The following is a 13,148-nucleotide window of genomic DNA, read 5'->3' as shown; positions in this document are numbered from 1 at the left end:
AAGTATGCCGAAGCAGGGAGGATTCGGGGAGCCGGCGGAGAGTGTGGGGCTGCTGCCTGGACGCCATGTGCGCTCTCCGGCGGGCAGCATCCTCAGGGTTGGCCGGCGTGCGCCGGCGCCTCCTCGCGCCGCTGCTGCACGTAGGCCAGGAACGCATCGAGCTCCAGCTTGCTGAACACCGCATCGGCGCCCAGCGCCAGCGCCTGCCCGCGCGCCGGATCGCGCGTGTAGCTGGTCAGGAAAACCACGTGCTGGTGCTCCGCGCGATCGGTGCACGCGCGCAGGACCTGGAAGCCGTGCCCTTCGGCGAGGAAGATGTCCAGCACCGCCAGGTCCCACCCGTCCGGATGGGCCTGCAGCCAATCGACCGCGTCGTTGCGGCGCTCTGTGGTGTGGACGATGCGAACGCCCGGCAGCTCTTCCAGCCGCCAGGTCAGCTGTTCGCGATAAGCCGCGTGGTCTTCCACGAGAACGACGCGGAGGGGGAAGTCGGGGTCATCCTTTGGCAAGGGCATAGGCGCCCTATGGTGGTGCAAAGGTGGACTCGAGTGTGTAGGAAGGCCGCGAATCCTATCTGGCGAGCTTGTATGCGTTCCTTACTAGTTCACCCACTCTGCGCTCTCGCCGAGATTTTCACGCCGCTTACCACGTGCGAATCCGAAGATCTTGCCTTTCTGATCAACAAAGTAATCATGGACAAAGGAAACAATCACCAAGCGATCTTCGTAAATGATATGCAGCTGATTGCTGTAGTGTTCAGAGCGTGAGAACACGCGCCAGTGAACGGGTTCACCATCAAAAACCTCTACATTGCCATCGCTGCGGTGAACAATGAGCCCAGTTGAGGTTTCGATAACCGTTCCGAACGGAGCCGTGCCGGTAGAGACCACTTCGTCAGGCCGTATCCTGTCGGCGTAGGACGCGCCCCTTTGCTGAAATTGCGGACGAGCCTTATCTTTATCCGGTTTTGGGCTGTAGTCAGTGACTTGTAGGCCAGATTCTGTGAGGCGGTATAGCTTCTCTCGGCACCCCCAGATTGCCGCCCCCTCATCGTTTTGACCATCCTCGAACATCTCTGACGGATCGATGATGCGATCAAACATTCGCTCGCTCCGCTTAGTTCTCGGATCTTTGATTTCCCTAAAGCTAGCCAGGAACGCAGTAGCGCTAGACCATCCTAGTACGCTCTGGAAAACCCAGTCGCAGGACACGCAGGACCGTCGTGCTAACAGCCGCAGCTTGTCGAGCACCTCCGCTTCTTTCGGGCGGAACGGAAACTCAAGCAAGCCATCATCTCCGGCCGCGCACGCCACAGACGTAAAGCTGTCCGAAGAGCGAACTCGAAAGATGCGCCCGTCGTGGTGCTTCCGAACCTTCGGCTGAAACGCCTTGCCCTCAGAGACCGCGTATCGGGGTACAGAAAACAGCCCCTCATCCCCCGCGAAAAGTATGTGGTTGTAGTAGACGTCGGTGTCGGTTGGCAGGAAGTCGAGCGCGGAATCAGTCGAGTAGAGGAACTCTCGCCACTTCGTGATTGGCTCACTTAGCTCAAGGTCAGCAAGTTCATCGAGTTGCCTCTTGATCGGTGCTTCAATTTCGGGATCGCGCAGGATCTTCTGGACCTTCGGGTTGTAGAACAGATCGCTGTCAGCGAATGCGACGCGGAGCGCCGTTTGCACCTTTTCGTTAGCGCTCGCGATTTTGTCGATCAACGCGCGCCAGTCGATCCTATGTACGGCGTTTTGGGAATCGATAAGAAGCAGCTCACCAGAGTAGATCTGTGAGTCCCAATATTCACCCGCGATGGTGAACTTCACAGAGCGCATTTTTTTCCCCTGTGAATCTTCGACAGCTTCGGCCGGCTTATCAAGCCCGCATCGAGCCAAGCACGCAAGACGTTGGCGCTGGGTTTGTCAAAGGGCGACAACCAGTGCGCGACCGGGTAGCCGTGCCAATTACCTTGGTTCTCAACGAACTTTGCGACGTGGACGGGGTCAGCTGCAGGAGTCACTGACACCCCCAGAACTTGGGGCTGCGCTGCGACAACGTGTAGTCCGAACGCGCAGCTAGCGTCCATCCATTGACTCCCAGCTGCCAAGGCGTAGCACTGCTCCTCCTCGGCAACAGTGATCGTCCACTGAGACTTCGCTGCAGCATATGCAGCGGACCTATGTTGTGGATTCGGGGTATATGGCATGCCCAATAGTTGAGCACGCAACGTTACACATTGCAATACGGCAGCTGTAAATTGAGTCCGAAGGATCCAGTCCCTTAGCTTGCTTGCCGAAGCCGGGCGACGCCTTCTGCGATCTTGTCCACTCCCGCAGTCGCAAACGACAACCTCAACGCACTCCGATCCGGCTCCTTCGCAAAGAACGGCGCCCCCGGCACAAACGCCACGCCCTTCTCGATCGCCCTCTTCGCGAACTCCGCCGCGTCACTCACCTTCCCGCCCGCACCCGTCAGCCGAGCCCAGAAGAACAACCCGCCCTGCGGCTGCGTGAACTCGATCGCATCCCCCAGCTCACGCTTCAGCGCATCCCCCATCGCCAGTGCGCGCTCCGCATAGACCTTCCGCACGCGATCCAGCGTCGCGGGCATGCGCCCGCTCTTCAGGTACTGCGCCGCGGTGGCCTGGGCGAAGGTGCTGGTGTGGGCGTCGCTGAACTGCTTGCACATGGTGGCCTTGGCCAGCAGCTCGGGCGGCGCCACCAGCCAGCCCACGCGCAGGCCGGGCGACAGCACCTTGCTCATGCTGCCGCAATGCGCCAGCCAATCGCGCGAGCCGGGCACGTCCTTCGACAGCGCCAGCAACGAAGGCGGCGGCGGTTCCTTGGTGAAGTACAGGTCGCCGTACGGGTCGTCTTCCACGATCAGCGTCTGGTAACGCACGGCCAGTTCCAGCACCTTGCGGCGGCGCTCCAGCGACAGCAGCGCGCCGCTGGGGTTGCCGAAGGTGGGGATCAGGTAGACGAACTTGGGCTTGTGTTCCCTGATCAGCGCTTCGAGCTTGTCGACGTCGACACCCTGCGAGTCGATGGGCGCGCTGACCAGGTCGGCGCCGTACAGGCGGAAGCACTGGATGGTGGCCAGGAAGGTGGGGCCTTCCACGATCACCTTGTCGCCGGGGCTGATCATGGTCTTGCCCAGCAGGTCCAGCGCCTGCTGGCTGCCGGTGGTGACGATCAGCTGGTGCGGCTGGATGTCCTGCACGCCCTTGCTTTGCTCGAAGGCGGCCAGCTGCGCGCGCAGCGGCTCGTAGCCTTCGGTGGCGCCGTATTGCAGCGCAGCGCCGGGTTCTTCGGCCAGCGCCTTCTGGCTGGCTTCACGCAGGCCTTCGACGTCGAACATGGCGCTGTCCGGAAAGCCGCCGGCGAACGAAATGATGCCGGGCTTGCCAAGCAGCTTGAACAGCTCGCGGATGGCGGAGGTTTCGACGTTGTCGAGGCGGGAGGCGAATGGGAGGGGCATGGCAGGGATTCTTCGGGGAATGCCTGCCTATTGTGGGGCTAACGGGCGCCCTGCCCAGCCCCACTGCCGCCGAATGCGGACTCCCTTACGCCGAGGACGCAGAGGGTTCGCAGAGGACGCGGAGAAATACTTTTGACTTTTCTTCTCTGCGCTCTCCGCGAAACCTCTGCGCGCTCTGCGTAAGGGAGTCCGCTTCCGGATTTACCGCGGCGTCTTGTCCTTGTCCAGGTTTTCGTAGCGCAGGCCGACGTGGTCCAGGTCGGGGTCGCGCAGGTCCAGGGGGCGCTGCTCACCCGGAGTGCCGGCGGCCACGGCGCGTTCGCGGGTGTCGGCGCTGCGGTCGGTCCAGTCGGTGCTGCGGCCATGGAAGGCGGCCTGGATGCGCTCGGGCGAATCCACATGCACGGGCATGTCAGCCACCAGGTCGCGCACCGGGCGGCTGTCGGCGCCGCGGGCGTAGACGTTGACGTCGTCGGCCTGCAGGTCGTGCAGCAGCGCGCGGGCGCGGTCGGCTTCGGTTTCGCTGTGCGTGTCCACCACCAGCACGGTGCGGCCGCTGTCCACGCGGCGCGTGTAGTTCTCGCGGTCGTTGGCGGCATCGGCACCGAACAGGTGGACGAAGAAGCCGGCCACGCGGTCGACCATGTTGCGGTCGGCGGCCACCTCGCGGTCGGTGCCGCTCCAGGCGCGAGGGTCTTCGCCCATGGCGTCGGAATCGCGCGCGCCGCGGTGCTGCAGGTGCACGTCCTCGGCGGCGAAGCCGGCGCGCAGCAGCCGGTCGCGTGCGCGTTCGGCGTTGGCGCGGTCCTCGAAGGTGCAGATGGCGGTATGCATGAGGGTTCTCCTGTCAAGCTTGCTGCCACCGTGATAGCCCGGCGCGGGCAACGCCGCAGTCGTCGCGCGCGGGCGGCGCCTGTAGGCGCCGGACTACTGCCGCGAGGTGGTCACGGCGCGCGGGCGCATGATGGGCGTTTGGGTTCGAAGGAGGCTCGGCCATGGACGACACGCAGCGGCGGCAGATGCAGGACCAGCACGGCCGCGACGAGGCACAGATGCGCCGGTCACAGCAGCAGGCGGCCGGCAGAGGCCACCCCGTGCAGGCCTACCCACCCCACGGCGAAGCTTCGGCGCTGCCGCACACGACCGCTTCCGCCGACGCGCTGGTGCGGGCCTACGACGACGCGGTCCAGGCCGAGCGCGATGCCTGGTCGGGCGTGCCGGCGCTGCCGGGTGAGCCCGGCTACGACGGCGGCGCCTGGGACCGCTGGCGCGCCACGGTGGAGGCGCGCGACAAGGCCACCCGGCTGCTGATCAACCACGCGATGGGCAGCCAGCCATGACGGCCGGCATCGCGCCGCTGCTGCTGAGCGTCGTGCGCGTGCTGACCTTCGACGGCATGCGGCCGCTGACGGCCGGATCGGGCTTCTTCTTTCAGCGGGAAGGCCGGCTGTTCCTGGTGACCAGCCGCCACGTGTTCCACGACGCGCCGGCCGGGCACTTCCCCGACCGCATCGAGATGGTGCTGCACGCCAGCCGCACCGACCTGACCGACACGCGCTTGCTGCGCCTGCCGCTGTACGAACAGGGCACAGCGCGCTGGCATCAGGCGGTCGATGGCGGCGGGGAAGTCGACGTCGCGGTGCTGGGGGTGGACCGTGCCCAGGTGCCAGAGGCCACCGCGGCTTGCCATTTCGCGCCGGATCATCTGCCCGGGGAAGCGGCGGCCGTGGATGTGGGCGCGCCCCTGGTGCTGGTGGGCTTTCCGCTCGGGTTCTACGACACGGTGCACCACCTGCCCGTGGCACGGCAGGCCATCGTGGCATCGGCGTACGGCGTGCGCTTCCAGGGGCTGGGCTACTTCCTCACCGATGCGCGCATGCACCGGGGCACCAGCGGCGCGCCCGTCGTGATGCGGCGGGCGGACGACGACGGGCCCTTGCCGTGGACGCTGCTGGGCGTGCACTCCGCGCGCCTGGACATGGGCACGCGCGACACGCTGCAGGACGACCGGCTGGGGCTGAACTGCGCCTGGTACGCCGACATCCTGCTGGCACTGACGCGTCCGGAACTTTCGCGGCCGAGCGCGGACGGCCGGCCGGCGGACGGCGCTGCCTCGGCGCCGCCGGCGTGACGCGCGTTTGTCCCGGTGCGGGCCGGCCGCCGGCTCTGGCATGCTGCGCCCCGCAAGGAGACCGCGTCCCATGATCGAGCACCACCTGGACATCCCCACCGCCGACGGCGCCATGAACACCTTCGTGGTCCATCCCGAGGAAGGCGGTCCGCACCCGGTGGTGCTGTTCTACATGGACGCGCCCGGCAAGCGCGAAGAGCTGCACGACATGGCGCGTCGGCTGGCCAGCGTGGGCTACTTCGTCGTGCTGCCCAACCTGTACTACCGCCGCAGCCGCGACTACTGGCTGAAGGAACGCACGCCCGAAGCGATGCAGCCGATGTTCGAGCACATGCAGAGCCTGAGCAACGCGATGATCGTGGAAGACACGCGCGCCATGCTGAAGTTCGTCGATGCGCAGAAGGCGGCGGACGGCAAGCGCATCGGCGCGGTGGGCTACTGCATGAGCGGGCCGTTCGTGTTCGCGGCGGCGGCGGCCTTCCCGGACCGCATCAACGCCATCGCGGCAGTGCACGGCGCGCAGATGATCACCGACCGGGAAGACTCGCCGCACCTGATGGCGCCGAAGATCAGGTGCGAGGCGTACGTCGCCTGCGCCGAAACCGACAAGTGGTTCAGCCCCGGGCAGGTGGCGCAGTTCGAAGCCGCCATGAAGCAAGGCGGCATGAACTACCGGCTGGAGTGGTACCCGGACACGGAACACGGATTCGTGTTCCCGCTGCGCGGGGGCATCTACCACCAGCAGGGGGCAGAGAGGCATTGGGAGCGGTTGTTCGCACTGTTCGACCGCAACCTGCGGCGCTGAACGCCTGGGAGGCCTGACTAGGCCACGGCCGGCGCCGGCACCGGCGGCAACGCGGGCGCACCGGCCAGCACCGGCAGCGCCTTCGCCATGTCGGTGCACAGCCGCCCGATGTCGATGATCCCGGCGCCGAAAGGCTGCGGCTGCCAGTTGGCGGGCTGGCGGCAGGTGGCCTGCACGGCGGCCTTGAAGGCCTGCGCGCGGCGCGCGGTGCGGCCGCCGTACATCGCGTTGATCTGCGGGCCCCACGCGCGCAGCCACAGCGCCGCGGCGCCGGTGGTGATGGCGGTGGCGTAGGAGGTGCCATCCCCTCCCCCCGCGAACTGCGCGCCCACGCCGTTGCGCTGCGGCTCGGGCCGCCACAGGTTGTTGGCGGGCGCGCTGAAGGCCACCTGCGGGCCGAAGCTGCTGCCGCTCCAGGGCTGGTCTTCCGCGGTGACGCCGGCCACCGCGATGGCCGTGTCCAGCGCGGCGGGCACCACCACCGGGTCGACATAGTTGCCGGCCGCGCAGACGACGATGGTGCCGCGGCTGCGCGCATAGGCCATCACGTTGCGGATGGCGGCTGAAGCCACCGGCGGGAAGATGCCCAGGCTGACATTCACCACGTCGGCGCGCACCACGTCCACCAGGTAGGTCAATGCGTCGACGAAGTCGTCCTGGTGCGTGTTGATGGCGACGGTGTCGGTGATGCGCACCACCACGTGCGGCACCTTGGGCGCGACGCCATAGAACTTCAGGCCGCCGGGCAGGTTGCCGCCGCAGCCCGAAATGGTGGCGCCGATGCGCGTGCCGTGGCCCTTGTTGAGCGCGCCGAAGAACATCGGGTCCACGCCGTTGTCGGGCTGCGGCGCGGCGGGACCGTAGTCGGACGGGATCTGCGAGGTCATCATGGTGCGGCACAGGTCCGTGCGCAGCCAGCTGGTGCCGGGAAAGCCGTACGCCTCGTGCCGGGTGAAGCCGGTGTCGATCTGCCCGACGACGATGCCGCCCCAGTCGATGTCGTCGGGTCCGCCCACCGCCACCCATGCCGGCAGCACGTTCGCCTTGTCCAGGTGCCACTGCGGGTTGCCCAAAGGGGTGACGACGGGCTTGGGCTGCAGGTCTTCGGGCACGCGCTGGTTGGCCAACGCCAGCGCATCGGCTTCGGTGATGAACTCCACCCGCTGCGCGCCGGCCTGCACCAGCAGGTCCTGCAAGGGCGTGCCGGGGTGGCGCGCGGCCAGGTGCAGCGCCAGGTGCGGCCGCAGCACGGCCTCGTGCACGCCCACCTGCAGCAGCCCCATGTCCACGCCGGGATCGGCCAGCTGGGCCAGCCGTTGGCGGTACTGCTCGAAGTCCGGCCCGCCCGCCGGTATCACGACTTTCGCATGGCGTTTCTCGCTCATTTCCGACTCCCTGGGTTGAAAAGGGAGGCCAGAGTAAGAGCACGCAACAGGTGTCCGACCCGGGTTTGCCCTTTGACGCCCCCCGTAGTTCCTGCAACTCATCCAACATGACCAGACCCAAGACGCTTTTTCACCTGGCCGTCCAGTCCGTCAAGGCCTGGTCGAACGACTACGCGCCGTCGATGGGCGCGGCCATCTCGTACTACACGGTGTTTTCGCTGGCGCCGCTGCTGGTGATCGTCATCGCCATCGCCGGCGCGGTGTTCGGGCGCGAGGCGGTGCAAGGCGTCGTCTCGGCGCAGCTGTCGGGGCTGGTGGGCACGCAGGGCGCCGAAATGGTGCAGAACCTGGTGGCCAGCGCCAGCGACACCAGCCGCGGGCTGGTGGCGGGGCTGATCAGCATCGGCGTGCTGGTGGTGGGCGCCACCACGGTGTTCGCCGAGCTGCAGAGCGCGCTGGACCGCATCTGGAAGGTGCCGGAAGCCAGGAAGCCTTCGGGCATCTTCGGGCTGCTGCGCGCGCGGCTGCTGTCGTTCGGGCTGATCCTGGGCGTGGCTTTCCTGCTGATGGTGTCGCTGGTGGTCAGCGCGGGGCTGGCCGCCTTCGGCCAGTGGGCGGGCGGGCTGATGCCGGGCTGGACGGTGCTGCTGCACGTAGTCAATTTCGTGGTGTCGCTGGCCATCCTGACGGTGCTGTTCGCGGGCATCTACAAGTTCATGCCGTCCACGCGCGTGGCCTGGCGCGACGTGTGGACCGGCGCCGCGGTCACCGCGGTGCTGTTCGAGGTGGGCAAGGAGCTGATCGGCATCTACCTGGGCAAGAGCCGCATGACCGAGACCTTCGAAGCCGCGGGCGCGGTGGTCATCGTGCTGGTGTGGGTGTACTACGCGGCGCAGATCTTCCTGCTGGGCGCGGAGTTCACCAAGGCATATGCGGACACGCACGGTTCGCTGTCGGGACCGCGCAAGCCGCCGGAAAAACCGGTACAGGAGAACCCCACCAAAACCTGATGCGCCGGGCATGCGGACCGGATGAGCGCCGCATGTGCGCGGTGGCAGTTTCTTGCAATGGCATTACACTGTCGCGCACATGCCCGGCAGTCCAATCCCCGCTTCTCCCGCCCCCATCGTCGTCGCCGAGACGGCGCCGGCCACGCTGCAGCTGCGCCGGATGCTGGACGGCACTTGGCCGCTGTCGACCGCGCAGACGCTGTCGCACGCGCGCCAGGCGGTGAACGGCGACACGCCGCTCATCCTGTGCGGCTGCCACTTCGACGAAGGCCGCATGTACGACCTGCTGCGCTGGGTGCGCGGGCAGCAGCCGCTGCGCCACATCCCCTTCCTCACCATCCGCGTGCTGGAAGGCGAGCTGGACGACGCGATGTACGAAAGCGTGAAGATCGCCACCGGCGCGCTGGGCGGCAACGGCTTCGTCGACCTGCTGCGCTGGGAAAGGCGCTACGGCCCGCAGGCCGCGGGGCAGCGCTTCGCCGAACATGTGAAGGCCATGGCGCTGGGCGCGCCGGGCCACCTCGACTCGCTCTGATCCAGCCTCCATGACCTGAGGCGTCATGGACCGCGCTGTACCGCCGCGCGCGGCTGGCTTAGAAGCCCGCGGCCAGCCCGTCGCGGCGCGAGTCGGATGCGGCCACGTAGCCTTCCGTCTTCGGGTCGCCCGCACGCCAGATGAACTGGCCGGCGCCGAAGTCCTGGTAGCTGTCGTTGATCACTTCGGCGACGTGGCCGCGGTTCAGCAGCTCCTGCAGCGTCGCCTTGTTCATTTCCTTCTCGACGTTGATCTCCAGGCCGCTGTTGAAGCGCCAGCGCGGTGCGTCGCACGCGGCCTGCGGGTTCTGCTGGTAGTCGAGCATGCGCACCACCGTCTGCATGTGGCCTTGCGGCTGCATGTTGCCGCCCATCACGCCGAACGACATCACGGGCTGGCCGTCCTTGGTGAGGAAGGCCGGGATGATGGTGTGGAACGGCCGCTTGCCGGGCGCGACCTGGTTGGCGCCGGGCTTCAGCGAGAAGCCGTGGCCGCGGTTCTGCAGGCTGATGCCGAAGCTGGGCTCCACGCAACCGGAGCCGAAGCCCATGTAGTTGCTCTGGATGAAGCTGACCATCATGCCGTTCTCGTCGGCGGCGGTGAGGTAGATGGTGCCGCCCTTGACGAAGTTGCCGGACTTGAAGTCCTGCGCCTTCTTGCGGTCGATCAGCTTCGCGCGCGAAGCCAGGTACGCGTCGTCCAGCAGCTGCTCGGGCTTGACGGTCATGTGCTCCAGCTCGGCGCAGTGCTCGTACACGTCGGCGAAGGCCAGCTTCATCGCTTCGATCTGCAGGTGCTGCGAATCGGGGCCGTCCACCGGCAGGCTGGCCATGTCGAAGTTCTTCAGGATGCCCAGCGCCATCAGCGCCGCGATGCCCTGCCCGTTGGGTGGGATCTCGTGCAGCGTGTAGCCGCGGTAGTCCTTGCTGATGGGCGTGACCCACTCGGGCTTGAACTGGGCCAGGTCGCGCGCGGTCATGGCGCCGCCGTTGGCCTTCATGAACTTTTCGATGGCGTGCGCGATCTCGCCGCGGTAGTAGGCCTCGCCCTTGGTTTCGGCGATCAGGCGCAGCGCGCGCGCGGCGGCCTTGAACCGGAACAGCTCGCCCACGCGCGGCGCGCGGCCGTGCGGCAGGAAGGCCTGCGCGAAGCCGGGCTGCTTGCCCAGTTCGTCGATGGGGGCTTCCCACTTGCCCTGGATGACGGGCGGCAGCAGGTAGCCGCGCTCGGCGATGTCGATGGCGGGCGCCAGCAGGTCCGCGAACGGCAGCTTGCCGAAGCGCTCGGACAGGGCCATCCACGCCGACACGGCGCCGGGCACGCTGACGGAATCGATGCCGCGCTTGGGCGGCGTGGCGGCGCCGTCGCCGTACTTCTTGCGGAAGTACTCGGGCGTCCAGGCTTGCGGCGCGTAACCCGAGGCGTTGAGGCCGTGCAGCTGCTGGCCGTCCCACAGGATGGCGAAGGCGTCGCTGCCCAGGCCGTTGCTGACCGGTTCGCACACCGTCATCACCGCGGCGGCGGCAATGGCCGCGTCGACCGCGTTGCCGCCGCTCCACAGGATGCGCAGCCCCGCCTGCGCCGCCAGCGGGTGCGAGGTGGACACCACATTGCGCGCGAAGACGGGGATGCGGGTGGTGGGGTAAGGGTTGTGGAAGTCGAATTGCATGGTCATGTCTCTCTGGAGGGCTGTCATGCCGGGCTTGACCCGGCATCCATCACCAGAACGCCGATCGCGCACGAACAGCCGCCGGGGGATGGATGGCGGGTCAAGCCCGCCATGACCACCGATGTGCTCAATCGATCGTCAGCTTGCGGTCCGCGATGATCATCTTCCACTTGGCGCGGTCGGCTTCGGCCATCGCGGCGAACTGCTGCGGCGTGCCGCCGACGGGCTCGATGCCCAGGCGCGCCAGGCGGTCCTTCACGTCGTTGTCCTGCAGCGACTGGTTGATCGCGGTGTTGATGCGGTTGACCAGCTCCGCGGGCAGGCCCTTGGGGCCGTACAGGCCGAACCAGGTGTTCACCACGTAGCCGGGCACCGTCTCGGCGATGGGCGGCAGGTCGGGGAACAGCGGCGAGCGCTTGGCGCTGCTGATGCCCAGCGCCTTCACGCGGCCGTCCTTCACGTGCGGCAGCGCGCTGGCGATGGAGTCGAACAGCACGTCGACCTTGCCGCTCACCAGGTCGGGCATGGCCAGCGCCGTGCCGCGGTACGGGATGTGCACGAGGTAGGTGCCGGTCAGGCCCTTGAAGTACTCGGCGCTGAGCTGGACGATGGTGCCGTTGCCGCTGCTCGCGTAATTGAGCTTGCCCGGGTTCTTGCGGGCGTACTCGATCCACTCCTTGACGTTCTTCACCGGCGCGCTGGTGGGCACCACCATGATGTTGGGCGCGTCGCCCACGTGCACGATGGGCGTGAAGTCGGCGACGACGTCGTAGGGCAGCTTGTTGTTGGCGTAGCTGGGGCCGATGGCGTGCGTGCTGCTGGTGGCCAGCAGCAGCGTGTAGCCGTCGGCGGGCGCCTTGGCCGCGATGTCCGAGCCGATGGCGCCGCCGGCGCCCGGCTTGTTGTCCACCACGATGTTGCCGCCCAGGCGCTCGCCCAGCTTCTTCGACACCTGCCGCGCGAAGATGTCCGTCGCCCCGCCCGCGGGGAACGGCACCACCAGGCGGATCGGCTTGTTCGGGTAGCCCTGTCCGGCCGGGGCGGCGGTTTGCGCCCAGGACGGCGTGACGGCGGCGGCGGATGCGGCCAGCAGGAGGGAGCGGCGGGAGGTCTTCATGGGACGGATTATCGGGCGGCGGCGTGGATGGGTTGGCATGCCACCAGTGAAAAGCAGTGCTGCCCGAAAGCGCGCCAATCCCCCGGGTTTTCTCCCTCCCCCTCTGGGGGAGGGAAAAGACATCAGGCGTTCCGCGCCGCGTCCATCTTCGCCACCAGCGCCCTCGCCTCGTCCCCTTCCGGGATCGGCTTGCCGCTGTCGCGCCACTGCACCGCGGCCTTGAACCCTTCCGCCTGCGCATAGCGGCGGAACCACATGCCTTCCGGGTTGTGGCGCGTGATGCCGTCCATGAGGGTGGCGAGCGACTGCGTCTGCTCCAGCCCCATGGTCTGCATCACCTGGTTGACCACCAGCTTGTGCATCGCCAGGTGGCTGCGCGGCACGCCCGCGATGCGTTCGGCCAGCTTCATCGTCTCCGCTTCCAACTGGTCCGCCGGCACGCACGAATTCGCCAGGCCCCATTCGGCGGCCGTGCGGCCGTCGATGGTGTCGCCGGTGAACATCATCTGCTTGGCCCGCGTGGGGCCCAGGCGGAACGTCCACATGGCAGTGGTGGGGCAGCCCCACACGCGCGTGGGCATGTAGCCGATGCGCGCGTCTTCGGCCATCACCAGCAGGTCGCAGCACAGTGCGATATCGCTGCCGCCCGCCGCCGCGTAGCCGTGCACCTTGGCGATGGTGGGCTTGGGGCTGCGCCACAGGGCCATGAAGTCTTCGGTGTTCCTCTTCATGTACTGGTAGTCGACCATCGGGTCCCAGGGGAAGCTTTCCTGCTGGCAGGGATGGTCCTGCTCGCTCTCGCCGAAGTACTGCAGGTCGTAGCCGCCGCAGAAGCCCTTGCCGGCGCCATCCAGCACGATGACGTGCACTTCGCCGTCGGCGTTGGCCCAGTCGACCGCCGCGCGGATGTCGCGCGGCGTGTCGTCGTTGATGGCGTTCAGCCGCTCGGGGCGGTTGAGGGTGATGCGCGCGACGCGCGGATTGGCGTCGTCCTTGCGGGCGAGAAGGGTCTTGAATTCGGGCAT

Annotated in this window: 13 protein-coding genes; 5 read left to right on the top strand and 8 right to left on the bottom strand. The window is 67.2% G+C overall.

The window, feature by feature from the left end; all coding sequences use genetic code 11:
- Window positions 1-92: 92 nt before the first annotated feature.
- The 4 genes from EZ216_RS01840 to EZ216_RS01825 all read right to left on the bottom strand — a co-directional run bounded on the left by EZ216_RS01840 (window position 93) and on the right by EZ216_RS01825 (window position 4,305).
- Window positions 93-515, bottom strand: a complete 423-nt coding sequence (locus EZ216_RS01840; protein ID WP_135247869.1) for a LytR/AlgR family response regulator transcription factor — start codon at window positions 513-515, stop codon at window positions 93-95.
- A gap of 84 nt (window positions 516-599) precedes the next feature.
- Window positions 600-1,817 carry a hypothetical protein gene (locus EZ216_RS01835; RefSeq protein WP_135247868.1) on the bottom strand — a complete coding sequence of 406 codons (1,218 nt, stop codon included), beginning with the start codon at window positions 1,815-1,817 and terminating at the stop codon, window positions 600-602.
- Between the two features lie 454 nt (window positions 1,818-2,271).
- The gene (locus EZ216_RS01830; RefSeq protein ID WP_135247867.1) at window positions 2,272-3,471 is read right to left on the bottom strand and encodes an aminotransferase-like domain-containing protein; all 1,200 of its coding nucleotides are present in this window, start codon (window positions 3,469-3,471) and stop codon (window positions 2,272-2,274) included.
- A 201-nt stretch (window positions 3,472-3,672) separates the two neighbouring features.
- Window positions 3,673-4,305 carry a hypothetical protein gene (locus EZ216_RS01825; protein WP_135247866.1) on the bottom strand — a complete coding sequence of 211 codons (633 nt, stop codon included), beginning with the start codon at window positions 4,303-4,305 and terminating at the stop codon, window positions 3,673-3,675.
- Between the two features lie 161 nt (window positions 4,306-4,466).
- On the opposite strand from EZ216_RS01825, the gene EZ216_RS01820 reads away from it, so the two are divergent.
- The 3 genes from EZ216_RS01820 (at window position 4,467) to EZ216_RS01810 (ending at window position 6,407) form a co-directional block, all read left to right on the top strand.
- Window positions 4,467-4,811: a hypothetical protein gene (locus EZ216_RS01820; RefSeq protein ID WP_135247865.1), complete on the top strand. Its 345-nt coding sequence runs from the start codon at window positions 4,467-4,469 to the stop codon at window positions 4,809-4,811.
- A complete protein-coding gene (locus EZ216_RS01815; protein WP_135247864.1) occupies window positions 4,808-5,602 on the top strand; it encodes a S1 family peptidase in 795 nt (264 codons plus the stop codon). Before EZ216_RS01820 ends, EZ216_RS01815 begins: the two co-directional genes overlap by 4 nt.
- A gap of 70 nt (window positions 5,603-5,672) precedes the next feature.
- On the top strand, window positions 5,673-6,407 hold the full coding sequence (locus EZ216_RS01810) for a dienelactone hydrolase family protein (protein WP_135247863.1): 735 nt from the start codon (window positions 5,673-5,675) through the stop codon (window positions 6,405-6,407).
- Window positions 6,408-6,424: 17 nt separating this feature from the next.
- On the opposite strand, the gene EZ216_RS01805 is transcribed toward EZ216_RS01810, so the two are convergent.
- The gene (locus EZ216_RS01805; protein ID WP_167772801.1) at window positions 6,425-7,792 is read right to left on the bottom strand and encodes a S8 family peptidase; all 1,368 of its coding nucleotides are present in this window, start codon (window positions 7,790-7,792) and stop codon (window positions 6,425-6,427) included.
- Between the two features lie 107 nt (window positions 7,793-7,899).
- Between EZ216_RS01805 and EZ216_RS01800 the strand changes: the two genes are divergently transcribed.
- Both EZ216_RS01800 and EZ216_RS01795 read left to right on the top strand, forming a co-directional pair.
- Window positions 7,900-8,802 carry a YihY/virulence factor BrkB family protein gene (locus EZ216_RS01800; RefSeq protein ID WP_135247861.1) on the top strand — a complete coding sequence of 301 codons (903 nt, stop codon included), beginning with the start codon at window positions 7,900-7,902 and terminating at the stop codon, window positions 8,800-8,802.
- A gap of 79 nt (window positions 8,803-8,881) precedes the next feature.
- The gene (locus tag EZ216_RS01795) at window positions 8,882-9,337 is read left to right on the top strand and encodes a hypothetical protein (RefSeq protein WP_135247860.1); all 456 of its coding nucleotides are present in this window, start codon (window positions 8,882-8,884) and stop codon (window positions 9,335-9,337) included.
- A gap of 58 nt (window positions 9,338-9,395) precedes the next feature.
- Here EZ216_RS01795 and EZ216_RS01790 read toward each other — a convergent pair whose 3' ends face one another.
- From EZ216_RS01790 to EZ216_RS01780, 3 genes are all read right to left on the bottom strand, one after another.
- Window positions 9,396-11,006 (bottom strand): gamma-glutamyltransferase family protein, encoded by a 1,611-nt coding sequence (locus tag EZ216_RS01790; RefSeq protein WP_135247859.1) that lies wholly within the window; start codon window positions 11,004-11,006, stop codon window positions 9,396-9,398.
- 127 nt (window positions 11,007-11,133) lie between these two features.
- Entirely contained in the window at window positions 11,134-12,123 is a 990-nt protein-coding gene (locus EZ216_RS01785) for a Bug family tripartite tricarboxylate transporter substrate binding protein (RefSeq protein WP_239024249.1), read from the bottom strand.
- A gap of 122 nt (window positions 12,124-12,245) precedes the next feature.
- Window positions 12,246-13,148: a crotonase/enoyl-CoA hydratase family protein gene (locus tag EZ216_RS01780; protein WP_135247857.1), complete on the bottom strand. Its 903-nt coding sequence runs from the start codon at window positions 13,146-13,148 to the stop codon at window positions 12,246-12,248.

It is taken from the genome of Ramlibacter humi, assembly GCF_004681975.1.
GTDB classification, from domain to species: Bacteria; Pseudomonadota; Gammaproteobacteria; order Burkholderiales; family Burkholderiaceae_C; genus Ramlibacter; species Ramlibacter humi.
The sequence above is the reverse complement of the archived record's forward strand: the minus strand, read 5'-3'. Positions and strand labels throughout refer to the sequence as shown.